The organism is Methylobacterium brachiatum (assembly GCF_020523825.1).
GTDB classification, from domain to species: domain Bacteria; phylum Pseudomonadota; class Alphaproteobacteria; order Rhizobiales; family Beijerinckiaceae; genus Methylobacterium; species Methylobacterium brachiatum.
Genome location: NZ_JAJALK010000011.1, coordinates 82902 through 108633, shown reverse-complemented (window position 1 = coordinate 108633; position 25732 = coordinate 82902). Strand labels below are relative to the sequence as shown.

21 protein-coding genes are annotated in these 25732 nt (G+C 70.2%); 11 read left to right on the top strand and 10 right to left on the bottom strand.

All coding sequences use genetic code 11. From position 1 onward, the window contains the following. Positions 1–113 precede the first annotated feature (113 nt). The 3 genes from argF to LGR69_RS22130 all read left to right on the top strand — a co-directional run bounded on the left by argF (position 114) and on the right by LGR69_RS22130 (position 3702). Positions 114–1094, top strand: a complete 981-nt coding sequence (gene argF / locus LGR69_RS22140; protein WP_230367347.1) for an ornithine carbamoyltransferase — start codon at positions 114–116, stop codon at positions 1092–1094. 308 nt (positions 1095–1402) lie between these two features. Next, positions 1403–2407, top strand: coding sequence for an Hsp33 family molecular chaperone (locus LGR69_RS22135; protein ID WP_230367418.1), 1005 nt, complete (start codon positions 1403–1405; stop codon positions 2405–2407). 170 nt (positions 2408–2577) lie between these two features. Further along, positions 2578–3702 (top strand): hypothetical protein, encoded by a 1125-nt coding sequence (locus LGR69_RS22130; protein WP_230367346.1) that lies wholly within the window; start codon positions 2578–2580, stop codon positions 3700–3702. Positions 3703–3747: 45 nt separating this feature from the next. Here the strand turns inward: LGR69_RS22130 and speG are convergent, their stop codons facing one another. The 3 genes from speG to apaG are packed head-to-tail and all read right to left on the bottom strand — an operon-like array spanning position 3748 to position 5908. After that, positions 3748–4314 carry a spermidine N1-acetyltransferase gene (gene speG / locus LGR69_RS22125; RefSeq protein WP_050732848.1) on the bottom strand — a complete coding sequence of 189 codons (567 nt, stop codon included), beginning with the start codon at positions 4312–4314 and terminating at the stop codon, positions 3748–3750. Further along, entirely contained in the window at positions 4311–5480 is a 1170-nt protein-coding gene (gene argE, locus LGR69_RS22120; protein ID WP_230367345.1) for an acetylornithine deacetylase, read from the bottom strand. The genes speG and argE overlap by 4 nt, the downstream gene beginning before the upstream one ends. A gap of 35 nt (positions 5481–5515) precedes the next feature. After that, positions 5516–5908, bottom strand: coding sequence for a Co2+/Mg2+ efflux protein ApaG (gene apaG / locus LGR69_RS22115; RefSeq protein WP_007562424.1), 393 nt, complete (start codon positions 5906–5908; stop codon positions 5516–5518). A gap of 262 nt (positions 5909–6170) precedes the next feature. Between apaG and LGR69_RS22110 the strand changes: the two genes are divergently transcribed. Further along, entirely contained in the window at positions 6171–7310 is a 1140-nt protein-coding gene (locus tag LGR69_RS22110) for a 2'-deoxycytidine 5'-triphosphate deaminase (protein ID WP_230367344.1), read from the top strand. A 38-nt stretch (positions 7311–7348) separates the two neighbouring features. Next, positions 7349–7810 (top strand): Lrp/AsnC family transcriptional regulator, encoded by a 462-nt coding sequence (locus tag LGR69_RS22105; protein ID WP_007562427.1) that lies wholly within the window; start codon positions 7349–7351, stop codon positions 7808–7810. Positions 7811–7910: 100 nt separating this feature from the next. Here the strand turns inward: LGR69_RS22105 and LGR69_RS22100 are convergent, their stop codons facing one another. The 7 genes from LGR69_RS22100 to LGR69_RS22070 all read right to left on the bottom strand — a co-directional run bounded on the left by LGR69_RS22100 (position 7911) and on the right by LGR69_RS22070 (position 18330). Continuing rightward, positions 7911–8432, bottom strand: a complete 522-nt coding sequence (locus tag LGR69_RS22100) for a cysteine dioxygenase family protein (RefSeq protein WP_230367343.1) — start codon at positions 8430–8432, stop codon at positions 7911–7913. A gap of 329 nt (positions 8433–8761) precedes the next feature. After that, on the bottom strand, positions 8762–9487 hold the full coding sequence (gene pgl, locus LGR69_RS22095) for a 6-phosphogluconolactonase (RefSeq protein WP_230367342.1): 726 nt from the start codon (positions 9485–9487) through the stop codon (positions 8762–8764). A gap of 25 nt (positions 9488–9512) precedes the next feature. Continuing rightward, positions 9513–10493, bottom strand: a complete 981-nt coding sequence (gene gnd, locus LGR69_RS22090; RefSeq protein WP_007562434.1) for a phosphogluconate dehydrogenase (NAD(+)-dependent, decarboxylating) — start codon at positions 10491–10493, stop codon at positions 9513–9515. 56 nt (positions 10494–10549) lie between these two features. Further along, entirely contained in the window at positions 10550–13396 is a 2847-nt protein-coding gene (locus tag LGR69_RS22085; RefSeq protein ID WP_230367341.1) for a bifunctional transaldolase/phosoglucose isomerase, read from the bottom strand. A 282-nt stretch (positions 13397–13678) separates the two neighbouring features. Next, the gene (tkt, locus tag LGR69_RS22080) at positions 13679–15754 is read right to left on the bottom strand and encodes a transketolase (protein ID WP_230367340.1); all 2076 of its coding nucleotides are present in this window, start codon (positions 15752–15754) and stop codon (positions 13679–13681) included. Beyond that, positions 15751–17667: a glycoside hydrolase family 15 protein gene (locus LGR69_RS22075; RefSeq protein ID WP_268868737.1), complete on the bottom strand. Its 1917-nt coding sequence runs from the start codon at positions 17665–17667 to the stop codon at positions 15751–15753. The genes tkt and LGR69_RS22075 overlap by 4 nt, the downstream gene beginning before the upstream one ends. A gap of 111 nt (positions 17668–17778) precedes the next feature. After that, positions 17779–18330, bottom strand: coding sequence for a hypothetical protein (locus LGR69_RS22070; protein ID WP_230367338.1), 552 nt, complete (start codon positions 18328–18330; stop codon positions 17779–17781). A gap of 236 nt (positions 18331–18566) precedes the next feature. Here LGR69_RS22070 and LGR69_RS22065 point away from each other — a divergent pair, with 236 nt between their 5' ends. The 6 genes from LGR69_RS22065 (at position 18567) to LGR69_RS22040 (ending at position 25671) form a co-directional block, all read left to right on the top strand. Continuing rightward, entirely contained in the window at positions 18567–19154 is a 588-nt protein-coding gene (locus LGR69_RS22065) for an ANTAR domain-containing response regulator (RefSeq protein WP_007562443.1), read from the top strand. After that, the gene (locus tag LGR69_RS22060) at positions 19151–20164 is read left to right on the top strand and encodes a CmpA/NrtA family ABC transporter substrate-binding protein (protein WP_230367337.1); all 1014 of its coding nucleotides are present in this window, start codon (positions 19151–19153) and stop codon (positions 20162–20164) included. The genes LGR69_RS22065 and LGR69_RS22060 overlap by 4 nt, the downstream gene beginning before the upstream one ends. A gap of 66 nt (positions 20165–20230) precedes the next feature. Further along, on the top strand, positions 20231–20473 hold the full coding sequence (locus LGR69_RS22055) for a hypothetical protein (protein WP_128754983.1): 243 nt from the start codon (positions 20231–20233) through the stop codon (positions 20471–20473). Positions 20474–20979: 506 nt separating this feature from the next. Then, positions 20980–22248, top strand: a complete 1269-nt coding sequence (locus LGR69_RS22050) for an NAD(P)/FAD-dependent oxidoreductase (RefSeq protein ID WP_230367336.1) — start codon at positions 20980–20982, stop codon at positions 22246–22248. A 10-nt stretch (positions 22249–22258) separates the two neighbouring features. Next, on the top strand, positions 22259–24070 hold the full coding sequence (locus LGR69_RS22045; protein ID WP_230367335.1) for a NirA family protein: 1812 nt from the start codon (positions 22259–22261) through the stop codon (positions 24068–24070). Beyond that, positions 24067–25671 carry a sulfite reductase subunit alpha gene (locus tag LGR69_RS22040; protein ID WP_230367334.1) on the top strand — a complete coding sequence of 535 codons (1605 nt, stop codon included), beginning with the start codon at positions 24067–24069 and terminating at the stop codon, positions 25669–25671. Before LGR69_RS22045 ends, LGR69_RS22040 begins: the two co-directional genes overlap by 4 nt. The last annotated feature ends 61 nt before the right edge of the window (positions 25672–25732 follow it).

Here is a 25732-nt window from a genome sequence, read left to right as displayed (position 1 = left end):
ATTTTCGGGCGCGGTCGATCCCCGCCGCGCGTGACGAGAATGCCCCTCACCAGGAGATAGAGTGTCGTTCATGATCAGGTGATCGTGGAGCAGGCTCTAGCGAACGTGACGCGATGAAAGCCCAGATTGACGGCCGGGCGCGTGCCCCAGTCCCGCACCTGAACGGTGCCGGCCCCCGCCACTTCCTCGACCTCAAGGACTTCTCCGGGGCGGAGCTGCGCGGGGTGCTCGATGCGAGCGCCGCCATGAAGGCGCGCCGCCGCAAGGGCGAGCGCGCCGCCGAGCGCCCGCTCGTGGGCAAGACCCTCGCCATGGTGTTCGACCGGCCCTCGACCCGGACCCGCGTCTCGTTCGACGTGGCGATGCGCGAACTCGGCGGTGAGACCCTGATGCTCACCGGATCCGAGATGCAGCTCGGCCGGGGCGAGACCATCGGCGACACCGCCCAGGTGCTGTCGCGCTTCGTCGACGCGATCATGATCCGCATCCTCGACCACGGTCAGATGCTGGAGCTGGCCGAGTACGCCACCGTGCCGGTCATCAACGCCCTGACCAAGGTGTCGCATCCCTGCCAGATCATGGCCGACGTGATGACCTTCGAGGAGCATCGCGGGCCGATCAAGGGCCGCAAGGTGGCCTGGTCGGGCGATTCCAACAATGTCCTGGCGAGCTGGGTCCACGCCGCCGCGCGGCTCGATTTCAGCCTCGACATCGCCAGCCCGCCCGAACTCGCGCCCCCGCCGGCTCTGGTCGCCTGGGCCAAGCGCGAGGGCGCGAAGATCAACGTCACCACAGACGCCTTCGCGGCCGTCCAGGGCGCCGATGCCGTGGTGACGGATTGCTGGGTCTCGATGGGCGACGACGACGAGGGCCACCGCCACAACCTGCTGAGCCCCTACCAGGTGAACGCCAAGCTGATGGCGGCCGCCAACCCGGACGCGATCTTCATGCACTGCCTGCCCGCCCATCGCGGCGAGGAGGTCACGGCCGACGTCATGGACGGGCCGCGCTCCGTGGTGTTCGACGAGGCCGAGAACCGCCTGCACGCGCAGAAGGGGATCCTGGCCTGGTGCCTGAGCGCGGGCACGCCCTGATCCCGGGCTCGCGCTTTTCGGGACCGCGCCCCATATGGGGGTGAGCGGGCGGCTCTCGCGGCCCGCCTCCCCATCACGGCTGCCGGACGGCAGCACCCCGGCGACGGATGTGGCGCGACGCGCCTCCTCTCCCGTGCGGGCGCGGGCGGGGTGAGGGATCAGATCGTTCCGAACGGGCCCTGTTCCTCACGCCATCCCGCTCCTCGCCGGAGCGGGATCTGCGCCCCGGCACGTCGGAGCGGCCGCCGCCGGAGCCGGGCGTATCGATCGGAGCGGGCATGACCTCAGGACCAGAGTCGCAATCCCAGATGCAGGCCGGGCAACCTGTCGGCAACGGCCATGGCGGTACGGATGACGCCGTGCTGCCCTTCGCGGTCGAGGCGCTCGACGTGCGCGGGCGCCTGGTCCGGCTGGGGCCCTCGGTGGACACGATCCTGCGCCGCCACGGCTACCCGGATTCCGTCGCCCGGCTCCTGGGCGAGGCCGCCGCGCTGACGGTGCTGCTCGGCTCGTCGCTCAAGTTCGAGGGCCGGTTCCAGCTCCAGACCAAGACCGACGGCCCGGTGGCGATGATCGTGGTCGATTTCGAGGCGCCCGACCGCCTGCGCGCCACCGCGCGGTTCGACGCGGAAAAGGTGGCCGCCCTGGGCGCGCGTCCGCTGAAGGATGCCGACCTGATCGGTGCCGGCCATCTGGCCATGACCATCGACCAGGGCTCCGCCGCCAGCCGCTACCAGGGCGTCGTCGCCCTGGAAGGCCAGAGCCTGGAGGAGGCCGCGCACCAGTATTTCCGCCAGTCGGAGCAGATCCCCACGCAGGTGCGCCTCGCGGTCGCCGAGGCCGTGGAGGAGGGCGCCGGGCATTGGCGCGCCGGCGGCTTGATCGTGCAGTTCCTGCCCCAGTCGACCGACCGGGCTCGCCTCGCCGACCTGCCGCCGGGCGACATCCCGGAGGGCCACACGCACCTGTCCGGGCAGGCGGTCGAGGACGATGCCTGGGTCGAGGCGCGCTCGCTCGTCGGCACCGTTGAGGATCACGAGTTGGTCGATCCGAGCGTGTCGAGCGAGCGCCTGCTCTACCGGCTGTTCCACGAACGCGGCGTGCGGGTGTTCGACCGCCAGTCGGTGCACGAGGCCTGCCGCTGCTCGCGGGAGCGCGTCATGGGCATGATCCGCTCGTTCTCGCCCGAGGAGCGGCGCGACATCGTGGCGGATGACGGGCGCATCGTCATCACCTGCGAATTCTGCTCCCGCCGCTACGATCTCGACCCGCAGGAGGTCGAGGCCGAGATCGGCGCGCAGCCGAACCAGTAGAAGCCCGGGCCGCGCGCGATCGGCCCGGTTCCTCAGCCAACAATGGCTAAGCTTCTGCACGCGAAACGCGGATGCATCAGTATTCGTTGCGTGAATTTTTGAGGATTGCGAACCGAACCGTTTCCGGACCTTCGACGTTGCGTGGCTGCTTCAATATCGGAGGAGACGCCATGCGAACGTTGTCGATCGGGTTGGCCGCGCTGCTGATCAGCACCTCGGCCTATGCGCAGCAATCGGCGGGAGCCGATCGCGGTGGCGGGATGGCCGGCCGGGCCGGGGCGGGCGGCTCGGAATCGAGCATGCGGAGCGGGGCCGACCGGAGCGGATCGCAGAATGGCGACCAAGCTGCCTCGGGTCGCGCCGGCGCCGAAACCGGACGGGCCGCGCAGGGCCGGGATGACGGGCGGGAATCCGGCGACCGGATGGCCCAGGATCGCGGCCGAGCCGGCCCGGAAGCCGGCGAGCGCCGCGGCGACCGCGCCGAGCGGGATGCGCGCGGTGACCGGGATGGCGCGCGCGCCGAACGGGGCGACCGCGCCGATATCCGTGGCCGGACGGAGAGCCGTACGGAGCGCCGGACCGATATCCGGTCGGACCGAGTCGAAGGCGGTCTGCGCCGCGAGGGCCGGTTCGTGTTCATCGGCGGTCGCCGGGTCGTGTACGGCTCGCCCGAGTACCGGCGCCTCGTCGTCACCGAGAATCGCGGCCCCCGGGTCCGCTACGTCGTGATCCGCGGCCAGCGGGTCCTCTACGGCTCACCCGAGTACCGCCGCCTTGTCAGCACCCGTGAGAGCCGACCGCGCGAGCGCTTCGTGACCATCCGGGGCCAGCGCGTCGTCTACGGCTCGCCCGAATACCGCCGTCTGGTATCGGTGCGCGAGGAGCGCTTCGTGACGATCCGCGGCCAGCGGGTGCGCTACGGTTCGGATGAATATCGCCGGCTGAGCGGCGGCGGCACGGTCAATGCCAGCTTCCGGACCGAGACCCGCGCCGGCATCCGCAGCGACCGCCGCGACTTGCGCGACGGCACCCGCAACGCGGTGCGCAATGAGGGGCGCGACACGGACCGGGCCGCCAACCGCGAAGGTCGGAACGACGGTACCCGCAACAGCGACATGCGGGGCGGCCAGCAGGACGGTATCCGCAACGCCTCGGAGCGCGGTGACCCGCAGGGCGGCGCGCGGCCGGCCGGCACCGACAGCGGCCGGATGGGCGGCGCCGAGCGCGGCGGCCTGAATGCCGGCCCGTCTCAGGGCGGCGCAGCGCAGGGCGCCGGCAAGGCCGGCCGCAACTGAGCACGAATGGGGAGGGGCCTCGGTGGCCCCTCCCGCATCGGCGGGTCAGACCTTCAGCACCGGCTCGGCGATGTCGCCGCCGCCGCGGGCCTTCAGATAATCCGGCTGGAACAGGCACATCCGCACGGCGTCGCGATAGCGGCCGTTCACGAAGAACTCGTCCTTCAGCACGCCCTCGGGCCGGAAGCCGCAGCGCTCGTAGATGCGCACCGCCCGGGCATTGTCCCGGTCCACATGCAGGTACAGCTTGTGGATGTTGAGCACGCTGAACGCGTAATCCATGGCGATCCGGGTCGCCTGCCAGGCATAGCCCCGGCCCTGGAAGCTCGGGTGGATCGCGATCTGGAACTCGCAGCGCCGGTGCAGGTGGTTGATCTCGACGAGCTCGATCAGCCCTGCGGGCTCGCCGGTCGGATCGGCCACGATGAAGCGGCGCTCGGTCTGGTTGTGGATGTTGCGCTCGTAGAGCTGCTGCAGTTCGGCGAAGGACTCGTAGGCCTCCTCGAACCAGTAGCGCATGATGCTGTCGTTGTTGTTGAGCTGGTGGACGAAGCGCAGGTCCTCGCGTTCCAGCGGTCGCAGCTTGATGGTGATGCCGGTAAGCGCGTTCATGACGCGGAAGCCTCGATCAGGGCCCTCAGGAACCGCTCGCCCTTGCCGAGCGCGTCGAGGGTGATGAATTCGTCGGGTTGGTGGGCCTGGGCGATGTCGCCGGGTCCGCACACGACCGTCGGGATCCCGGCCCGCTGGAACCGCCCGGCCTCGGTGGCGTAGGGCACAGCGATGGTGCGGTTGCGCCCCGCGAGCCGCAGGCACAGCCGCTCGGCCTCGGAGCCGGGTTCGGGTGCGAGCCCGGGAATGTCGACCTCCTCGATCGTCTCGATTCGCCCGTAATCACCGTACCGGTTCAGGCGCTCCCGCGTCACCCGTTCGACCTCCTCGGCGAACAGGCGCGGGATCTCGCCCGGGTCGAGGTCGGGCAGGCCGCGATACTCCCAGTGGAAGCGACACTCCTTGGCGAGGATGTTGCGCGCCGTGCCGCCCTGGATCGTGCCGACATGGATTGTGGTGGCGGCCGGATCGAACCGCCCCGAAGCGTCGCCGCGCTCGACCATCCGGTCGGCGATCCGGCTGAGGCCGGCGACCAGCTCGCAGGCCGCCGCCACCGCGTTCGCCCCGAGCGCCGGCCGGGCCGAATGGGCCTCGTGGCCGTGCACGATGGTCAGGCAGGTGACGATGCTCTTGTGCGCGTCGGCAACCTCCATCCCGGTCGGCTCGCCGACGATCACCGCATTAGGCCGCGGCAGGTCGGCGCCGAACCGCGTGATCGCATCCATCGAGCCGAGGCAGGTGGTCTCCTCGTCGTAGGAGAGCAGGATGTGGATCGGCCGCCTGAGATCGGCGGCCAGCATGTCGGGCACCAGAGCCAGAGCCAGGGCATCGAACGCCTTCATGTCGACGGCGCCGCGCCCATAGGCCCGGCCGTCGGCGACGCGCAGGGTGAAGGGGTCGCTGGTCCAGGCCTGGCCCGCCACCGGGACCACGTCGGTATGGCCGGAGAGGACGACGCCGCCGTCGACCATCGGGCCGATCGTGGCGAACAGGGCCGCCTTGTCGCCGGCGGCGTTCGGCAGGCGGAGATACGGGACACCCCAGCCGTCGAGATAGGCGCAGACGGAATCGATCAGGGCGAGGTTCGACTTGTCGCTCTCGGTATCGAACGACACGAGGCGGGCGAGCATGTCGAGCGGGCTGAGCCGCTCGCCGATCCCAGACATAAATCCCTCCGGAGCGAAGCCCCGGGCTCGGGACCTCAGTGCAGGCTGCGGCGGACGTGCGGACTGTCGAGGGAGAAGGCGGGAATCTCGGCCTCGAAGCTTTCGCCGGCCACCGTCGCCATGGTGTAGCTGCCGGCCATCAGGCCATCGGGCGTGTTGAGCGGGCAGCCGCTGGTGTAGCAGAAGGACTCGCCCGGCTCCAGCACGGGCTGCTTGCCGACCACGCCGGTCCCGCGCACTTCCTGGCAGGCCCCGTGCCCGTCGATGATGCGCCAATGGCGGGAGCGCAGCTGGACCTGCTCGCTGCCGGTGTTCACGATCTCGACCGTGTAGGCAAAGAAATACCGGCTCTCATTCGGCGAGGATTCCTCCTCGACGAAGCGAGGCTGAACGGTCACTCGAATTCCTCGCGTCTCGGCCTTGTACATCGCCCTATAAGGCCCTTCTTCGAACGGTGCGATCCGATGAACACGGATTGAACACGCTTCACTGGCGGTGGTAGTGGGCGGTGAAATCGCCGTCAATTGCGGCGGACTACCTCGCGCGGATGATGCCGCAGGCCGGTTGGACGGGGACGGAGCGCGGTACCGGGCGTGTCGCGCACCCGGTTAAGCCGGCATTAGCCAGTCCCGGCGGAGAACGTTTCCGGACGCGGATCCACCCGGAGGCGCGCGAAGGAGTCGAGGCGCGATGAACGCGGGCGCAGGCATGGATGCCGCCGATTCGCAGGCCGCCGATTCGGCCGTAGAGACCCGCTCCGGCATCCTGCCGGCCGAGGCGATCGCGGCCCTGGCCCAGGCGGGCGGCATCCGCGCGGCCGAGCCCTTCGCGGGCGACCAGATCCAGCCGGCCAGTCTCGACCTGCGCCTCGGCGCCACGGCCTACCGGGTCCGGACCAGCTTCCTTCCCGGCGCCGCCCGCACGGTCCAGGCCTGCGTCGAGCGCCTGTCGCTGCACCGGATCGACCTGCGGCCGGGCGCGGTGCTGGAGACGGGCTGCGTCTACATTGCCGAGTTGCAGGAAAGCCTGGCGCTGCCGGGCGACCTGGCCGCGGCCGCGAACCCGAAGAGCTCCACCGGACGCATCGACGTGTTCACCCGGGTGATCACCGACCGCGGCGAGGCGTTCGACCAGGTCGAGCCGGGCTATACCGGGCCCCTCTACGCCGAGATCTCGCCGCGCACCTTCCCGGTCCTGGTCCGGACCGGCTCACGCCTGTCGCAGATTCGGTTCCGCCAGGGTTCGCCGCGCCTCAACGAGGCGGAACTCGGCCAGCTGCATCTGCGCTCGCCGCTGGTCGATTCCGACGCCCCGTCCTTCCAGGGCGGCGTCGCGGTCTCGGTGGACCTGTCCGGGTTCGACGGGCTGATCGGCTACCGGGCCAAGCGCCATACCGGGCTGGTCGATGTCGACGCCCCGGGTCGCCACCGGGCCGTGGATTTCTGGGAGCCGCTGCCGGCCGACGGCTCGGGCGCCCTGATCCTCGATCCCGGCCAGTTCTACATCCTGGCCTCGAAGGAATCGGTGCAGGTCCCCCCGGACCACGCCGCCGAGATGGTGCCGTTCGATCCCCTGGTCGGCGAGTTCCGGGTCCATTACGCCGGCTTCTTCGATCCCGGCTTCGGCCATGCCGGGGCCGGCGGCGCGGGCGCCCGCGCGGTGCTCGAGGTCCGATCACGCGACGTGCCGTTCCTGCTGGAAGACGGCCAGATCGTCGGCCGGCTCGTCTACGAGCGGATGCTGGCCATCCCCGGCACGCTCTACGGCGCCGGGGCCGGCTCGAACTACCAGGCCCAGGGGCTGAAGCTCTCGAAGCACTTCTTCCTGTAGCCCCGGCAGCCTGGACCCCGCGCGGGAGCAGCTTTCGCATGGACGCGGTGGACCGAAAGATTCTCGACGTCCTTCAGCAGGACGCGACGCTGCCGGTCGCCGAGCTGGCCGAGCGGGTCGGGGTGAGCGCCGCCCCGTGCTGGCGCCGGGTCAAGAAGCTGGAGGCGTCGGGGGTGATCCGGGGCCGGGTCGCCCTGGTGGATCGCCGGAAGGTCAACGTCCCGACGACGGTGTTCGTGGCGGTGAAGGCGCCGCGCCACGCGGCCGACTGGTCCGACGCGTTCCGCCGGGTCGTCGCGGGCTTCCCGGAAATCGTCGAGGCCTGGCGCCTGACCGGCGAGATCGACTACCTGCTGCGCATCGTCGTGCCCGATATCGAGGCCTACGACGCCGTCTACCAGCGGCTCATCGCCAAGCTCGAATTCTCGAACCTGTCCTCGTCCATCGCCATGGAGGAGATGAAGTACACGACCGCCGTGCCGACGATCTACATGGATTGACGGTTTCGACTTGGAGCGTCGGCGCCATCGCGAGCGCGACGCGGCACCCCGGCGCTCTGAAACCGCGCGCTGCGCCGGCCATGACGGCGCGGGTCTCACATCACCCCGGCGCGACCTCGTAGGTCCGGTGGATCGACGAGGCCTGCTCCCGGTGATCGTAGCCGTAGACGTGGATCGAGATCGCCGTGTCTGGACCCGCGTTGGCGATCCGGTGCAGGTTCGGGCCGGTGGGCATCATGCAGGCCACGTAGCCGGGGACCCGGACCGCATCCAGGGTCGCGACCGCGTGGGTGTCGCTGATCGGGCGATACCACGTTTCCCGCAGGCTGCCGCTGAGCAGGCCGAAGCAGCAGGAGCAATGGTGATCGTGGACCGGCGTGACCGCTCCCGGGCTCCACACCATGGCCCAGACGCTGATCGCCCGCGTGCCGAACAACAGGTTGCGGCCGAGCCCTCCCGGCGGCGCGACCAGTCGCGTCCGGTCCAGCAGATCGGGCCGCGCCAGGATTTTCAGCAGGGTCGCCCGGGCCGAGGCCAGATAGGCGTCCGCCGAGCTTTCAGCCGAGAGAGCGAGATCCGCCATCATGGCTTCGACGTCAGCCGGCTGGGTCAGCGGGGTCATGCGCGGCCTCCTCAAATGCCCTCCGTCAGGCTGGGCGAAGCCTAGCGCGGCGGGGCCGGAGACGGATTGCGAAGTTCAGGCTCGGATCGCTCGGGCGAGCAATGACATTTCGTCAGATCGCGGAAGAGCCGAAAGCTGTTTCCCGACGGTCGACAAACCCGCTGTCTGCTGGCGCGAGGGGGCTAACCGACGCAACGATGGCGCGGACGAGTCGACGGGGTGACCGGTCGATCCGTTCGCGGCCCGTCGTTGCGCGCGCAGCGCGATCGATCCGTCGGCGCGCCCCGGGGCAGCGCCGCCGGATCAGACCGGAATGTGCGGTCGGGGGCTCAGCCGGCGGCGGCCTCGTCGAGCAGCCAGGCCACGTCGCCCTGGCTGGTCACCCGGCCGGCGGGCAATGCCTCGCCCGCGGCAAGCCGGGCCAAGGCGCGGCGCTTGCCGGCACCGGTCACCAGGAACAGCACGTGCCGGGAGGAGGCCAGGGCCGGGAAGGTCAGGGTGATGCGCGGCACGAACGGCTCCAGGCCGGCCTCGGGCACCGGAGTGACCAGCCGGTCCGTCTCGCCGAGCGCCGGCTTGCCGGGGAACAGCGACGCGGTGTGCCCGTCCTCGCCGATGCCGAGCAGGACGAGATCGAACAGCGGACGGGCGGGATCGAGCCTGTCGGCTCCGTAGAAGTCGAGCAGGATCCGCTCGTAGGCCCGCGCCCCGGCTTCGGCGCCCGCGTCGGAGGGGATGAAATGCAGGTGGGTCGCGGGGATCCGGGATCCGTGGCCGAACGCCTCGCGGACCATCCGGACATTGCTGCGCTCATCATCCCAGGGGACCACCCGGTCGTCGCCGAAGAACCAGTGGATCCGCTCCCACGGCACCCGGGCGGCGTAGTCCGGCCCGGCGAGCAGGCCGTAGAGCACTTTCGGGGTCGAGCCGCCGGCCAGGCAGATCGCGATCCGCTCGGATCCGGTCTCGCTGCAGGCCACGATCAGCCGCTCGGCCGCCTCGCGGGCGACCGCCTGCGGATCGGGCAGGACATGGGTTCCGGTGGGAAGGCTCATCGGCGAATCTCGGCGTGTCCCGGCCTCATGACTTCTTCGGTTCCTGGTGGCCGCCGAACCCCTTGCGCATGGCCGAGAGCAGCTTGTCGGCGTAGCTCTCCTGCTCGCGGGAGCGGAAGCGCCGGTACAGGGCGGCGGACAGCACCGTCGCCGGGACGCTCTCCTCGATGGCGGCGTTGATCGTCCAGCGGCCCTCGCCGGAATCCTCCACGTAGCCGGAGAAATCGTGGAGGCTCTCGTCGCCGGCCAGGGCCTGGGCGGTCAGGTCGAGGAGCCAGGAGGAGACGACGCTGCCGCGCCGCCAGACCTCCGCGATGTCGCCCATGTTCAGGTCGAACCGCCGCTCGGCCGGGAGCGCCTCCGAATTGGCGTGCTTCAGGATGTCGAAGCCCTCGGCATAGGCCTGCATCAGGCCGTACTCGATGCCGTTATGGACCATCTTGACGAAGTGGCCGGCCCCGGTCGGCCCGGCATGGATGTAGCCCTGCTCGGCGCGCGGGTCGCGGCCCTCGCGGCCGGGCGTCTTCGGGATGTCGCCGATGCCCGGCGCCAGGGTCTTGAAGATCGGATCGAGGCGGTCGACGGTCTCGGTGTCGCCGCCGATCATCATGCAATAGCCGCGCTCCAGCCCCCAGACGCCGCCCGAGGTGCCGACATCGACGTAGTGCAGACCCTTGGCCTTGAGTTCGATGCCCCGGCGCACGTCGTCGCCGTAGAAGGAATTGCCGCCGTCGATGATGCAATCGCCCGCCTGCATCAGGCCGCCCAAAGTGGTGACCGCCTCCTCAGTGATCGCGCCCGCCGGCAGCATCACCCAGGCGGTGCGGGGGGCTTCGAGCTTGGAGACCAGATCCTCCAGGCTCGACGCGCCGATTGCCCCGGCCTCGACCAGTCCGGCCACCGCCGCCGGGTTCTGGTCGAACACCACGGCCGTGTGCCCGTCGCGCAGGAGGCGCCGGACGATATTGCCGCCCATCCGGCCGAGGCCGATCATGCCGAGTTGCATCTTTGATCTCCTCAGGATTGCCCCACGCCGTCGCGGCGCGGGGCGGGTGCCGTCGCCTAGGCCACCGCGGCCTTGAGCGCCGCCGCAATGCGCTTCAGCCCGGTATCGAGATCACCCTTGATATGGACCCGCAGCGCCCGGCGGCCGCGCTCGGCCAGCACCGCGAAGTCGCCGCGCGCCTGCGCGGCCACCACGGTGCTGAAGCCCAGAGCCCGGCCGGGGATCGGCAGGTCCTCGGATGGGGCCGAGGTGATCTGAAGGAACACGCCGGTGTTCGGGCCGCCCTTGTAGGCCTGCCCGGTCGAGTGGAGGAACCGCGGCCCGAATTCCAGGCAGGTCGCGACCTTGCGGGCATCGCGCACCGCAAGCCGGGCCTCCTGGAGGATGCCGGCCGTCTTCGGGTCGCGGGGGACGTAGGCGAGGAGCCCGAGATAGTCGCCATCCTTCAGGCGGGCGACCTGAGCCTTCAACGCCGCTTCCAGGCCGTCGGAAGCCTGGGGCAGGGCCTCGGCGTTCTTCGGGTCGGCGAACAGGGCGATGGCGTCGTCCTCGAACAGCGGCGTCTCGGCGGGGAGGGCGCCGTTGCGCTCGGCCTCCGAGAACAGCTTCTTCGTCTCGATCTTGCTGGCCTCGACATCGGGCTGGTCGAACGGGTTGATGCCGAGCACCGCGCCGGCCACCGCGGTGGCCATTTCCAGGCGGTAGAATTCCTGCGGCAGCTGCTCGATCGAGTCGAGGGTGATGCGGGCGATCGGATGGCCGTCGCGCTCCAGGGCGCGCAGGGCCTCGTCCTGGGCCTCCTGCGCCTGGCCGTCGAGGCGCAGGTAGATGAAGAACCGGTCGCGGCCGTAGACCGCCGGGACGCTCGCCGGCTCACCGTCCACGGGCACGAGGCCCTTGCCCTGCTTGCCGGTCGATTCGGCGATGAGCTGCTCCGCCCAGGCGCCGAAGCTGTCGATGCCCGGCGAGGCGATGACCGTGACCTTGTCGCGTCCGGCGAGACCGGCCGCGCCCATCGCGGTGCCGAGCAGCACGCCCGGGTTCTGGGCCGGCGGCACCACCGGCCCGCAGGAGCGGACCATGATCCGGGCCGTCTCCAGAAGCGCCTTCACGTCGAGGCCGAGGGCGGCCGCCGGTACGAGGCCGAAGGCCGACAGCACCGAGTAGCGGCCGCCGATCTGCTTCACGCCGTAAAAGATCGTTTTGAATTTATCGGATTGCGCGGCGCGCTCCATGTCGGAGCCGGGGTCCGTCACGGCGACGAAATGGTCGCCCGCCCGGTCACCCAGCGTCTCCTTCACGCGTCCCAAAAAGTAGTCGCGAAAGACGTTGGGCTCCAGCGTCGAGCCGGACTTGGACGAGACGATGAACAGGGTCCGGCCGAGATCGATGCTCGCCTCCAGGGCGCGCACCTGATCCGGATGGGTCGAGTCCAGGATCTGAAGCTTCGGGAAGCCCTCGCGCTGGCCGTAGGTCAGGCTCAGCACCTCGGGACCGAGGCTGGAGCCGCCCATGCCCAGCACGACCGCATCGGTGAAGCCTTCCTGCTTCACCCAGTCGGAGAAGGCGGCGTAGTCCGCGGCCTTCTTGAGCTCGTCCTCGACGATGTGCAGCCAGCCGAGCCAGTTCGCCTCGTCGTGGCCGGACCAGACCGTGGCATCGCCGGCCCAAAGCCGGCGGATCGCGCCGCTCGCCCGCCAGGCTTCGACGGTCTTCTTCGCCTCGGCCGCGAGGGTGTCGTCCATGACGAGGCTCTGGCCGTCGAGGCGCTGGCCGAGGAGCGCGGCGCGCTTGCCGGCGACCGCACCGAGCAGGTTATCGGCGGCGTCGATGAAGAGCTGCACGCCCTCCTTCACCAGCTGCTCGGCCACCGCCTCGATATCGATGCCGGCGCGGGCGAGCCGGGCCATGACGGCCTCGGCGCCGGGCACGTCCTCCTCGATCGTCGCCCGCACAGTGCCGTGGTCGCGGAACGCGTCCATGGTGGCGGGCGGCATGGTGTTGACGGTGTTCGGCCCGATCAGCTCCTCGACATAGAGCACGTCGGAATAGGCCTTGTTCTTCACCCCCGTGGAGGCCCAGAGCAGCCGCTGAGCCTTGGCGCCCTTCTCCGATAGCGACGTCCACTTCGCCTCGGAAAAGATCTTCCGGTAGCGCTGGTAGGCGAGCTTGGCGTTGGCGATCGCCACCTTGCCCTTGAGCTGGCCGAGCGCCGCCTTCTCGTCGGGGTCGTTGGCCTCGGCGATCTTCTCGTCGAGCAGCTTGTCGACCAGCACGTCGATCCGGCTGATGAAGAAGCTCGCGACGCTCGCCACCTTCGCTACGTCGTGGCCGGCCTTCGCCCGTTCGTCGAGCCCGTCGATGAAGGCGCGGGCGACCGCCTCGTAGGCCTCCTGCGAGAACAGGAGCGTCACGTTGATCGAGATGCCCTCGCTGGTCAGCTGGCGGATCGCCGGGATGCCCTCGGGGGTGGCCGGCACCTTCACCATCAGGTTGTCGCGGGCCACCGCCTTGTGCAGCCGTCGCGCCTCGACGAGGGTCGCCTCGGTGTCGAGCGCCAGGTAGGGCGACACTTCGAGGCTGACATAGCCGTCCGCTCCGTCGCTCGCCTCGTAGACCGGGCGGAGCACGTCGGCGGCGGCCTGGATGTCGGCGATGGCCAGGCCCTCGTAGAGGTCGATGACGCGGCTGTCGCCGGTCTCCTGCACGGCCTTCAGGCTGGCATCGTACTCGTCCGAGTGGCCGATCGCCTTCTCGAAGATCGACGGGTTGGACGTCACCCCGCGCAGGCCATCCTCCTCGACGAGGCGCTTCAGCTCACCCTTCTGGATGAAGCCCCGGGCCACGAAGTCCAGCCAAACCGCCTGATCCTGTTCGTCGTGCAGGGCCTTGAGCGCGTTCATGTCGGTTCCTCGTTGTCCCGTACCGCGTTCTCTCGTCCGGAACGCTCTGATTCGCCGATAGGCAGGCCTTGGTTCCTACCGATCAGGGCCACGGCCGGCAGAACCGGCCGCGACAGGCCCCTCTCCCGTGTGGGAGTGGGTTGGGGTGAGCGTCGAGACCTTTCCGCGAAAGTCCCATCCCTCACCCTGTCCCCCTCCCTCCAGGAGAGGGGACCCGGACATGGTGCGACGATCACCGCCCAAGCCCCGATCGGGGCAACGGATCACGCCGCGCACGGCCCGTTATGCCTTATGCTTGGCCAGCTGCGCCCGGGCGGCTTCCAGAACCTTGTCGGGGGTAAAGCCGAACTTGGTCTGGAGGTCCTTGATCGGCGCGGAGGCCCCGAACGTGTTCATGCCGATGACCGTACCCTCGGTGCCGGCGTAGCGGTCCCAGCCGATCATGCTGCCCTGCTCGACGGTGACCCGCGCCTTGACGGCGGGGGGCAGGACGGAATGCCGGTAGGCCTCGTCCTGTCGCTCGAACAGGTCCCAGGACGGCATCGAGACGACGCGCGCCTTCACGCCCTCGGCCTTCAAGGCCTCGTAGGCGCTGACGCAGAGCTGCACCTCCGACCCGGTGCCGATCAGGATCACCTCCGGGGTGCCGTCGCAATCGCCCAGGATGTACCCGCCCTTGGCGGTGCCGGCGGCGGCGCCGTACTTGGTGCGGTCCAACGTCGGCAGCGGCTGGCGGGACAGCGCCAGCACCGCCGGCTGGTTCTTCAGCGAGAAGATCACCCGATAGGCCTCGGCGACCTCGTTGGCGTCGGCCGGGCGCAGGGTGACGAGGCCCGGGATGCAGCGCAGCGACAGGAGCTGCTCCACCGGCTGGTGGGTCGGCCCATCCTCGCCCACGCCGATCGAGTCGTGGGTGAAGATGTGGAAGATCGGCAGCTCCATCAGCGAGGCCAGCCGGATCGGGGGGCGCATGTAGTCGGCAAACACCAGGAAGGTGGCGCCGTAGGCCCGCAGACCGGAGAGGCCGAGCCCGTTCACGATCGAGCCCATCGCGTGCTCGCGCACGCCGAAATGCAGGTTGCGCCCGCCCGGCGAGAACGGCCCGAACGAGCCGGCGCCCTCGAAGGTGAGGTTCGACTTGTTGGACGGCGCCAGATCGGCCGAGCCGCCGAGCATGAACGGCACGTGCTGCGCGATGGCGTTGAGCACCTTCCCGGAGGATTCCCGGGTGGCCATGCCCTTGGCGTCGGGCTCGAAGAACGGGATGTCCTTGTCCCAGCCGTCGGGCAGGCGGCCTTCCAGCAGGGCGGCGAGATCCTCGGCATGGTCGGCATCGGCCGCCCGCGCCTTGGCGAGCAGTTCCTGCCAGGTATCGTAGAGGGCGGCGCCGCGCTTGCCGATGCCGTCGCGGAAATTCTCGTGCACGCCGTCCGGCACCAGGAATTGCGCGTCCTCGGGCCAGCCATAGGCGCGCTTGGCGCCCTTGACCTCGTCCTCGCCCAGCGCGTCCGAATGCGCCTTCGGGGTCCCCTGCTTCTTCGGGGCGCCGTAGCCGATCACCGACTTGACGACGATCAGGGTCGGCCGGTCGTTGGTGGCCAGGAACGTCTCGAGGGCGCCCGAGATCGCGTGCAGGTCGTTGGCGTCGGCCACCCGCAGCACCTGCCAGCCATAGGCCAGGAACCGGGTCGCGACCTCCTCGCCGAAGGCCAGCTCGGTGTGGCCCTCGATGGTGATGGTGTTGTCGTCGTAGATCCAGCAGAGGTTGGCGAGCCGCAGGTGGCCGGCCAGCGAGGCGGCCTCGGAGGCCACGCCTTCCATCAGGTCGCCGTCCGAGCAGATCGCGTAGACGTTGTAGTCGAACAGCGGCAGCTCGGGCCGGTTGAGGCGCGAGCCGAGGAAGCGGCCGCCGATCGCCATGCCGACCGAGTTCGCCACGCCCTGGCCGAGCGGGCCCGTGGTGGTCTCGACGCCGGTGGTGAAATGATACTCCGGATGGCCCGGGGTCCGGCTGTCGAGCTGCCGGAACTTCTTGATCTCCTCCAGGGTCACCGCGGGCGCGTTGCCGCCGTCGCTCTCGGCCACATTCGCGAGGTGCAGGAGCGCGTAGAGCAGCATCGAGGCGTGGCCGCAGGACAGCACGAAGCGGTCGCGGTTCGGCCAGTGCGGATGGGCCGGATCGTAGCGGAGGTAGTGGTTCCACAACGTGTAGGCGACCGGGGCGAGGCCCATCGGCGCGCCGGCATGGCCGGAATTGGCCTTCTGCACCGCGTCGATCGCGAGCGTCCGGATGGTGTTGATGCTGAGCGTGTCGATCTCAGCGAAATCCGCCTTGGTGGGGGTGTCTGCGCCGCTCATGATGTCGCGTCTTCCAGTTCGCCTCTTGCGTGCCGCTTGTCGGCTTCACGCTGCCGAAGGACGGCGGGAGGGGCTCCGTTGGCCTTACCACCCTGCCGATCCGCCGGCCCTTCGCCGCGCGTATAGCTGAGCAGCGTGTTGACGAGCGCGACATGGGTGAACGCCTGGGGGAAGTTACCCACAAGGCGCTTGGCTTGCACGTCGTATTCCTCGCTGACCAGGCCGAGATCGGTGCAAATGCCGAGCAAGCGCTCGATCAGCGCCCGCGCCTCGTCCCGCCGGCCGAGGCCGATCAGGTTGTCGGCATACCAGAACGTGCAGGGCAGGAACGCCCCCTCGTTGCCGGACAGGCCGTCGGTGGTCTGGCCCTCGGTCTCGTAGCGGAGGATGAAGCCGTCGCGCATCAAGCCTTTGCCGATCGCCTCGACGGTGCCGACCACCCGGGGATCGTCCTGCGGCAGGAAGCCGGTATGGGCGATGAGCAGCAGGCTCGCGTCGAGCGCCTTCAACCCGTAGGATTGGACGAAGCTGTTGAGCGCGGGATCGAAGCCCTTGGCGCAGACCTCGGCGTGGATCTCGTCCCGGACGGCGCGCCAGCGCGCAGCCTGTTCCTCGGTGGCGCCCGATTCGTGCATCTCGTGCATGCGCAGCGCCCGGTCGAACGCGACCCAGGCCATCACCTTCGAATGGGTGAAGTGGCGCCGCCCGCCGCGGACCTCCCAGATGCCTTCATCCGGATCCCGCCAGGCCTTCTCGAGATGGCCGAGGATCGCCAGCCCGACCCGCAACCCGTCCTTGCTGATCGGCAGGCCCCGGGCATGGGCCTGGTAGAGCGCGTCGAACAGCTCGCCGTAGACGTCAATCTGGAACTGCGAGGCGGCGGCGTTGCCGATCCGGACGGGCCGCGAGTTCTCGTAGCCGGGCAACCAGTCGAGCTCGATCTCCGGCAGCAGCCGCTCGCCGGCGATGCCGTAGAGGATGTGCGCCTGTTCCGGGTTGCCGGCCACCGCCCGCAACAGCCAGCCCAGCCAGTCGCGCGCCTCGTCGATGTAGCCACCGTCCATCAGGGCGATCAGCGTCAGGGTCGAGTCGCGCAGCCAGCAGAACCGGTAATCCCAGTTGCGCTCGCCGCCGAGCCCCTCGGGCAGGGACGCGGTCGGCGCCGCGACGATGCCGCCGGTGGGCTCGTAGATCAGCGCCTTCAGGGTCAGGAGCGAGCGCTGCAGCATCCGGTCCCAGGCCGTGCCGCCGGCGCAGCGCGCCGACCATTCGCGCCAGGCCTGGTCGGTCGCCTCGAGCGTCTTGCGCGGCTCGATCGGGTGCGGGTCGTCCTCGTGGGAGGCGCCGTAGCTCAGGACGAAGCGGTGCCGCTCGCCGGCATGGACGGTGAACTCGGACACGGTGGTCTGCGCGTCCGACCCCTTCAGGTGGACGTCCGTGCGCAGGACGACCTTGTGCGGGCCCGAGACCGCGCGCAGGTCGCCCAGCTCCGAGCGCGAGACCCAGGGCACCGCGGAGCCGTAATCGAACCGCACCGCCATCTCCATGCGCATGGCGACGCGCCCGTGCACGCCCTCGACCAGGCGCACGAGATGGGAGCCGTCGCCGACCGGCATGAAATCGGTGACCAGGACCTCGCCGAGCCGGGTCTTGTGCCGGGTCTCCAGCACGAGGCTCCCCGGGCGGTAGGCCCAGCTGGTCTCGACATTCTCGGCCTCGGGGAAGATCTTCCAGAAGCCGTGCGCCTCGGTGCCGAGCAGGCTCGTGAACAGGGCGGCGGCATCGAAGCGCGGCCAGCACAGCCAATCGACGCTGCCCTGCCGGCTGATCAGCGCGGCGCTGCGGCAATCGCCGACCAGTGCGTAATCCTCGATGCGTGCAGCCATCCGGCCCCGGCTCCAGCGCGGAGCCAGGCGCCCCGGCCATCCGCTGCAACGCACCTAGGACGCCCGGTTGCGAGGTCCAGAGGCTGCGTGCGGACGGCCAAGCCTGACGTTATGCGCCGTCGGATGGCCGGTCGCGCCTCAGCGCAGGCACTCAGCCACAGCCAGGGCGACCGAGCCCTGCATGGCCGCCGCGCCGTCCCGCATCAGGCTGGCGGCATCGCCCACCGCGCGGGCGGCGGGCACCAGCTGTCCGACCACCGACGCCGCGAAGGGCAGGGCGGAGGGCGGAAGCAGCCCGGCCTCGTCCGACTCGGCGGCCTCGGCACGGCCGGCGGCGAGCGGATCGGTCACGCGCAGCGGCGTCTCGGGGCAGCGGCGACCGGGGCAGGGGTGCCGGCCCGCGACCGCGACATGCGGATTCGGCCGCCCGGCGAGCGCCGGCCGGGCCGCCGACGGGACGGGGTGCGCGGTGGACGGCGCGGCCAGCGGATAGGCCTCGGCGAAGGCGAGGGAAGCCGGACGGCGGACCGGCACCGGGATGGGCGCGGCCTTGGCGAAGGCGGTGGCCGAGGGGGCGGCGGGCGCGCTCAGGGCGGCGCGGGCCTCCGGGTTCGTCGTCTGCGACGAGGGGCAGTAGATCGAGGCGACACCCAGGATCGCCACGACCACCAGGGTCGGCAGGAACGGCATCGACACGCGTCCGGCGACAGCGTCCGTCAGGGCAAGCGGGTCTGGCCTGCGCATCCGTGTCACCGATCCCCACCGTCGTTCCGTGAGCGCCAGGATGCCCCCAGCATTGCGGCGGAAGCTAGACCGTTTGTTTGCGCGGCGGTAACGATGGGGCCGGTTGCAGGGCATACACCTTGCTTGGCCGACGAGGCCCGAGCCGGGCCGCCCCGCGAGAAGACCCGCCCGACCGGGCCACGATGACCGAATCCAATCTCACCGTCGCCGTGATCGACCCGAGCCGCGCCCGCGCGGCGATCCTGGAGGAGGGCCTGCGCGCGGCCGGCATCGGCCGGATCGTGGTGATCCCCGACACGGCCGACCTGCTGGAGCGGATCACCGCCCTCAAGCCGGACGTGGTGGTGATCCATCTGGAAAGCCCGAGCCGCGATATCCTGGAACAGATGTCGGGGGTCTCCCGGCAGGTCGAGCGGCCGGTGGCGATGTTCGTCGACCGGTCGGACACGACCATGATGCAGGCCGCGGTCGATGCCGGGATCTCGGCCTACGTGGTCGACGGGCTGCGGGCCGAGCGGATCAAGTCGATCCTCGACATCGCGATCCTGCGCTTCAACGCCTTCGCACGTCTGCAGCGGGAATTGTCGGAGGCGCGCGGCGAGCTGGCCGACCGCAAGCTGATCGAGCGGGCCAAGGGCATCCTCATGAACCTGAAGGGGCTCACCGAGGATGAGGCCTACAAGCAGCTCCGGCGCAAGGCCATGAACGAGAAGCGCAAGATCGCCGACATTGCCCGGGCCATCGTCACCACGGCGGATCTGCTCGGATGAGGCTCCAGCTCGGCTACGTCCCGCTCTGCGATGCCGCGCCGCTGATCGCGGCCCATGAATTCGGCTTCGCCCGGTCCGAGGGGCTGGAGCTCGACCTGTCCGCCGAACCGTCCTGGGCGACCCTGCGGGACCGCCTCGCCCTCGGGCATCTCGACGGCGCGCATATGCTGGCGCCGCTCGCCTTGGCGAGCCGGCTGGCTCTGTCCGGGCCGCCCTCCGACCTCATCGTGCCGCTGCAGCTCAGCGCCAACGGCAACGCCATCACGGTCTCGCGCGATCTCTGGGCGGCCATGGCACCGGCGAGCGAGGACCTGGCCGACGTCGCCCGGGCCTTCGCCCGGGTCGCGGCCGAGCGCCGGGACGCGGGCCGGCCGCTGACGCTCGGGACCGTGCATCCCTTCTCCTGCCACAGCTACCAGCTGCGGCTGTTCGCGGAGGCCGGCGGTCTCGATCCCGCAGCCTTCCGGACCGTCGTGGTTCCGCCCCAGCACAGCGTCGAGGCCTTGGCCCGCGGCTTGGTCGACGGCTACTGCGCCGGCGCGCCTTGGAACGCCGTCGCCGTGGCGGCGGGCCATGGGCGGATCGCGGCGCTCGGCTGCGACCTCGCGCCCGATGCCCCCGAGAAGGTCCTGGCCGTGTCGGCCCGCCTCGACGGCGCGACGCTGCCCCTGGTCCGGGCGGTGGCGCGCGCGGGGCACTGGTGCGCCGACCCGGATAACCGTGCCGACCTCGTCCACCGCCTCGCGCACCGGACCTATCTCAACCTGGATGTCGACCTGATCGACCGGGCGTTCCGGAGCGTCGCGGTTCTGGACGCAGCGGGCGCGACGCGGCCGATGCCGGGACCTCTGGACGTCGGCGCGCGGGTCCAGGAGCCGCGCGCCGAGGCCGTCCACTGGCTCGTGGCGCAGATGCGCGCATCGCGACAGATCCCGCAGGACAGCCGCCCGGAGGTGGAGGCGGCGGCCGTCTTCAGGCCCGACCTGTACCGTGCCGCCACGGCCGTTTAAGCCGCGGAAGACAAACCGACCCTTTCGTCATTTGCGGTCTGTATAGACTTCAGCGGGCTGGGAACGTTGCCGGGTCTCGGCCGTTACATCGCTGCCATGCCCGGATGCCGTAAACTCGATACCGAATCGTCGACATCGCATCCGCGCAGCCGGATCGAGCTTCGACGTTATGTTCGCCGCGGTGCCAAGGCGCCGCGCGCCAGCAACGATAACCGCCGTCCCGGCGGCATCCCGTCGTGGTACTGGGTCCTCGTGGCCGGCGCGATGCCGACCCTCGGCCTGCTGGCGATGCTCTCGACGTTGATCTGATCGCACCCGAGCGTCGGGCCTGACGCCGTCGCGTCGGCCGAAGCCCCGCCGTGATCCCGTCCGCCGCGAAGCATCATAGCGTCATGCGCAATCTCCGACTGAGGTGCCTCACAGGCACGCTGTGATCGCGATGAGGCCGTCACGCGATCCGGCCGCGCTCGGCGCTCAGTTCTGACCAGCGATCCACCGCCTGCCCGCGCTGACCTTTTAAGTGACCCGCCGCCTGCTTTTTGTGCAGCGCGTCTAGAGTGCTTTCGGCGCCAGCGAGCCTCAGCAGCGGCGCCGATTGATCAATGATCCCAACATTCTAGCGCCGCGTGCCGCAATTGGCACGGAACCTGCTCTACTGATCGTGTCCGTCAACGACGACGGGCAGCGCCGTCAGCGAGGCCGCTGATCCGGTTCTCCTGAGGCTTCAAGCCTGCTTCGGGGGATGACCGGCAGCGGCTTTTTCGTGGGCGGTCCGCCGACGACCCTGCACTCGAGGTCTCAGACGCGATCCAGAGATGGCGACATCCCCGCTCGACACCAGCGCACAGGATGCGCGCGCCCAAACCGGTCTGCCGCGCGAGCGGCTCGTCGTGGTCGGCAACGGCATGGCCTCGCTCCGGTTTCTGGAGCGGCTGACCGAAGGGTCGCCCGGCCGCTTCGACGTCACCTGCGTCGGCGCAGAGCCCAAGGCCGCCTATAACCGGGTCCTGCTCTCCTCGCTGCTCGGCGGCGAGGTCGATGAGGCGGCCTGCGAATTTCGCGGCCTCGATTGGTACGCGGCCCACGGCATCCGCCTGATCACCGGCGCTCCGGTCACCCAGATCGACCGCGAGAATGGCCTCGTCCTGGTCGGCGAGACCCACGTCCTGCCCTTCGACAAGCTGGTCCTCGCCGTCGGCTCCCTGCCGATCCGCCTGCCGGAGCCCGGCATGGATCTTCCCGGGGTCATCACCTTCCGCGATCTCGCCGACGTGGCTACAATCCGCCGGGCGGCCGTGCAGCACGCCCGGGCGATCGTGATCGGCGGCGGGCTGCTCGGGCTCGAGGCGGCGGTCGGCCTCGCGCGGCTGGGCGTCGACACGACCCTGCTCCACGTCATGGACCGGCTGATGGAGCGCCAGCTTGATCACCATGCAGCCGCCCTGGTGAAGCGCGCCATGGAGGCCCGCGGCGTCCGGGTGATGCTCAAGGCCGACACGTCTCGCATCGAGGGCGACGGCAAGGTCGAGCGCCTGATCCTCGCAGACGGGACCGTGCTGCCAGCCGATCTCGTGGTCATGTCGGTGGGCGTGCGCCCCTCCGTGGCCCTGGCGCAGGGGGCGGGGCTGGAGATCGGCCGGGGCATCCAGGTTGACGACCGGATGACCACCTCGGACCCGCGCATCTTCGCGCTCGGCGAATGCGCTGAGCATCGGGGCCAGATCTACGGGCTGGTCGAGCCGGCCTACGAGCAGGCCGACACCCTGGCCCGGCATCTGGCCGGCGGGAGCGCCGCCTATGCCGGCACCTCGCTCGCCACCAGCCTCAAGGTCTCCGGCCTGCCGGTTTTTTCCGCCGGCCTCGTGGACAGCCCCGAGGATGCCGAGGCCGTCGTCCTGTCCGATCCCGGGGCCGGCCTTTACCGCAAGCTGCTGGTGCGGGACGGCCGGCTGATCGGGGCCGTGTTCGTCGGCGACATCGCCGAGCAGGGCGCGTGCAAGGGCCTGATCCGCTCCGGCGATCCGGTCGAGAGCGTCGAAGATCTGATGTTCGGGCGCCCGGCGCCCGAGCCGCTGGCGGCTTAGGGAGGCGCAGATGGCCGAGACCACCACACCGCACGCCCTGGACGGCTTCAATGCCGAGCAGAAGCGCTACCTCGAAGGCTTCGCCTCGGGCATCGCGGCGGCGCGCCTGACCGGCGGCCTGGCGATCGGGCAGGGCCCGGCCGCACCGGCGGAGCCGACCGGGCCGGACGCGATCCACATCAAGGCGCAGGACCGGACCGTCAAGGACGGCGGCAAGCTCTGCGAGCAGGAGAAGTGGAAGCGCGCCGAGCACCCGTTCGACAGCCACAACCGGCTGATCGCGGACGCGACCGCCGGCAAGCAGCCCAAGCCCGAAGACAATTTCCGCTGGCGCTATCACGGCCTGTTCTGGGTCGCCCCGAACCAGGTGAGCTACATGGCCCGCCTGCGGATCCCCAACGGTATCCTGCAGCATTGGCAATTCGCGGGCGTCGCCGACCTCGCCGACCGGCACGGCGGCGGCTACGTTCACGTCACCACGCGGGCCAATCTCCAGGTGCGCGAGATCGGCCCCGAGCACGCCCAGCCGTTCCTCGACGGGCTCGTCGATATCGGCCTCACCGCCCGCGGCGCGGGGGCCGACAACATCCGCAACGTCACCGGCTCGTCCACCGCCGGCATCGACGCCCAGGAATTGCTGGATACCCGCCCGCTGGCGAAATCCTGGAACAACTGGATCATCAACGACCGCTCGCTCTACGGCCTGCCGCGCAAGTTCAACGTCGCCTTCGACGGCGGCGGCGTGATGCCGACCCTGGAGGAGACCAACGATATCGGGTTCCAGGCGATCGAGGTGCTGGACGGCGCCGCGGTGGCGCCCGGAATCTACATGCGCCTCGTGCTCGGCGGCATCTCCGGCCACCGGGACCTCGCCCGCGACACCGGCATCGTCCTCAAGCCCGAGGATTGCAACGCGGTGGCGGACGCGATCATCCGGGTGTTCATCGAGAACGGCGACCGGACCAACCGCAACAAGAGCCGGATGAAGTACGTCCTCGACGCCTGGGGCTTCGACAAGTACCTCACCGCCGTCGAGGACAAGCTCGGCCGCAAGCTCGACCGGGTCGACCCCGCCCATGTCGCGCCGCGCCGGCCCACCGACCGGTTCGCCCATGTCGGTGTGCACGCCCAGAAGCAGGCCGGCCTCAACTGGATCGGTGTCGTCCTGCCGGTGGGCAAGATGACCAGCGACCAGGTCCGGGCGCTCGCCGAGATCGCCCGGGAGTGCGGCGATGGCCAGATCCGCCTCACCGTCTGGCAGAACTTCATTTTTTCCGGTGTTCCGGACGCCAAGGTCGCTGAGGTCGAAAGCCGTGTGGACGCGCTCGGGCTCACCATCAAGGCGGCCGGCATCCGCTCCGGCCTCGTGGCCTGCACCGGCGCCCGGGGCTGCAAGTTCGCCGCCTCCGACACCAAGGGCCACGCCCTGATCATCGCCGACCATGTCGAGCGTGCCGTCACCGAGCTCGACGTGCCGGTGAACGTCCACCTCACCGGCTGCCACCATTCCTGCGCCCAGCACTACATCGGCGATATCGGGCTGATCGGCGCCAAGGTGGTCGTCTCGGAGGAGGGCGACACGGTCGAGGGCTACGACATCGTGGTCGGCGGCGGCTTCGCCGAGAACCCGAAGATCGGCACCGAGATCTGGAAGGCCGTCAGAGCCGAGGACGCGCCCTTCCGCGTCGAGGCGCTGCTGCGCACCTACCTGGCCCGCCGGCAAGGCCCGGACGAGAGCTTCCAGGCCTTCACCGCCCGCACCGGCGCCGAAGCCCTGCGGGATGCCGCCGAGGAACAGCCAGCCCTGAAGGCCGCAGCATGAGCGAGCACGTCGCGCCCCCCCTCGTCCTGATCCCCGAGACCGCGCCCTTCGACGCCGACCAGCGCTCGTGGCTCTCGGGCTACTTCGCGGCCCTGCTCGGCCCCACGGTGACGGGAGCGACCGCGCTCGCACCGGGCGAGGCGCCCCCCGGCGGCCCCAAGCTTGCCGACAACGACGACGCGCCCTGGCACGACCCCTCGGTGCCGATCGGCGACCGGATGGCCCTGGCCAAGGACCGGCCGGAGCCGCAGAAGCTGATGGCCGCCATGGCTCAGCAGGATTGCGGCCAGTGCGGCTATAACTGCGCCGACTACGCCAACGCGATCTTCCTGAAGAACGAGGAGCGCCTGAATCTTTGCCAGCCCGGCGGCAAGGAGACCCTGCGCATGCTCAAGAAGCTGGAGGAGGAGTTCGGCGCCTCGTCCGGCGCGCCCGCCGCCCCCAAGGCCGAGGGCGACGCCCCGAAGCCGGCGGCCGATCTCGGTCCCCTGGGCTTCTGCCGGGAGAACCCGGTCGAGGCGTTGTTCCTGTCCCGCCGGCGCCTCAACGACCCGGGTGGCGAGAAGGAGACCTGGCATATCGAGATCGGGCTGGACGGCACGCCGATCACCTACGAGGCCGGTGACTCCCTCGGCCTGTTCCCGGCCAACGCCCCGGCCCTGGTCGACGCGGTGATCGCCGAGCTCGGCGCCCGGCCCGAGCGGGTGATCGGCGACAAGACTTTGCGCGACCACCTGCTCAAGGATTACGCGCTCGGCGCGGCGCCCGACAACCTCTACCAGCTGCTGTCGCTGCTCACCTCGGGCGCGGCCCGCAAGAAGGCGCAGGCCCTGGCCTCCGGCGAGGACCCGGACGGCGACGCCGCCTATCTCGACGTGCTCGGCGCCCTGCACAAGTTCCCCGGCGCCCGGCCCGACGCGGAGGTCTTCCTGGAGGCGCTCGACGAGCTGCAGCCGCGGCTCTACTCGATCTCGTCCTCGCCGAAGATGGATGCCGGGATCGTGTCCCTGACCGTGGACGCGGTGCGCTACAACCACCGCTCCCGGCTGCGGCTGGGCGTGGCCTCGACCCATCTCGGCGAGCGCTTGCCCGAGCAGACCAAGGTCAAGATCTACCTGCAGAAGGCCCACGGCTTCGGACTGCCGGCGGATCTCTCCAAGGACGTGATCATGTGCGGCCCCGGCACCGGCATCGCGCCGTTCCGGTCGTTCCTGCGCGAGCGCGCCGCCACCCGGGCGCCCGGCCGCAACTGGCTGTTCTACGGCCACCAGCGCCAGGCCACCGACTTCTTCTACAAGGACGAGCTGACCAAGCTGAAGGACGACAAGATCCTGACCCGCCTGTCGCTCGCCTGGTCCCGGGACGGCAGCGAGAAGACCTACGTCCAGGACCGGATGCGCGAGAACGGCGCCGATCTCTGGGAGTGGCTCGAAGGCGGCGCGCATTTCTACGTCTGCGGCGATGCCAAGCGCATGGCCAAGGACGTCGAGCGGGCGATCATCGACGTGGCGGCCCAGTTCGGCGGCAAGAGCCCCGAGGACGCGGTCGCCTACCTCGCCGCGCTCAAGAAGACCGGCCGCTACCAGGCCGACGTGTACTAGCCGCGCCTTCTCCGTGCGGGCCGCGGCCCATGCGGAACGCGACGCGCCCCCTCTCCCGCAC

Coding starts and splice junctions, on each gene's coding strand:
- argF (WP_230367347.1), top strand. CDS start 114: ATGAAAGCCCAGATTGACGGCCGGGCGCGTGCCCCAGTCCCGCACCTG.
- LGR69_RS22135 (WP_230367418.1), top strand. CDS start 1,403: ATGCAGGCCGGGCAACCTGTCGGCAACGGCCATGGCGGTACGGATGAC.
- LGR69_RS22130 (WP_230367346.1), top strand. CDS start 2,578: ATGCGAACGTTGTCGATCGGGTTGGCCGCGCTGCTGATCAGCACCTCG.
- speG (WP_050732848.1), bottom strand. CDS start 4,314: ATGAACGCGCTTACCGGCATCACCATCAAGCTGCGACCGCTGGAACGC.
- argE (WP_230367345.1), bottom strand. CDS start 5,480: ATGTCTGGGATCGGCGAGCGGCTCAGCCCGCTCGACATGCTCGCCCGC.
- apaG (WP_007562424.1), bottom strand. CDS start 5,908: ATGTACAAGGCCGAGACGCGAGGAATTCGAGTGACCGTTCAGCCTCGC.
- LGR69_RS22110 (WP_230367344.1), top strand. CDS start 6,171: ATGAACGCGGGCGCAGGCATGGATGCCGCCGATTCGCAGGCCGCCGAT.
- LGR69_RS22105 (WP_007562427.1), top strand. CDS start 7,349: ATGGACGCGGTGGACCGAAAGATTCTCGACGTCCTTCAGCAGGACGCG.
- LGR69_RS22100 (WP_230367343.1), bottom strand. CDS start 8,432: ATGACCCCGCTGACCCAGCCGGCTGACGTCGAAGCCATGATGGCGGAT.
- pgl (WP_230367342.1), bottom strand. CDS start 9,487: ATGAGCCTTCCCACCGGAACCCATGTCCTGCCCGATCCGCAGGCGGTC.
- gnd (WP_007562434.1), bottom strand. CDS start 10,493: ATGCAACTCGGCATGATCGGCCTCGGCCGGATGGGCGGCAATATCGTC.
- LGR69_RS22085 (WP_230367341.1), bottom strand. CDS start 13,396: ATGAACGCGCTCAAGGCCCTGCACGACGAACAGGATCAGGCGGTTTGG.
- tkt (WP_230367340.1), bottom strand. CDS start 15,754: ATGAGCGGCGCAGACACCCCCACCAAGGCGGATTTCGCTGAGATCGAC.
- LGR69_RS22070 (WP_230367338.1), bottom strand. CDS start 18,330: ATGCCGTTCCTGCCGACCCTGGTGGTCGTGGCGATCCTGGGTGTCGCC.
- LGR69_RS22065 (WP_007562443.1), top strand. CDS start 18,567: ATGACCGAATCCAATCTCACCGTCGCCGTGATCGACCCGAGCCGCGCC.
- LGR69_RS22060 (WP_230367337.1), top strand. CDS start 19,151: ATGAGGCTCCAGCTCGGCTACGTCCCGCTCTGCGATGCCGCGCCGCTG.
- LGR69_RS22050 (WP_230367336.1), top strand. CDS start 20,980: ATGGCGACATCCCCGCTCGACACCAGCGCACAGGATGCGCGCGCCCAA.
- LGR69_RS22045 (WP_230367335.1), top strand. CDS start 22,259: ATGGCCGAGACCACCACACCGCACGCCCTGGACGGCTTCAATGCCGAG.
- LGR69_RS22040 (WP_230367334.1), top strand. CDS start 24,067: ATGAGCGAGCACGTCGCGCCCCCCCTCGTCCTGATCCCCGAGACCGCG.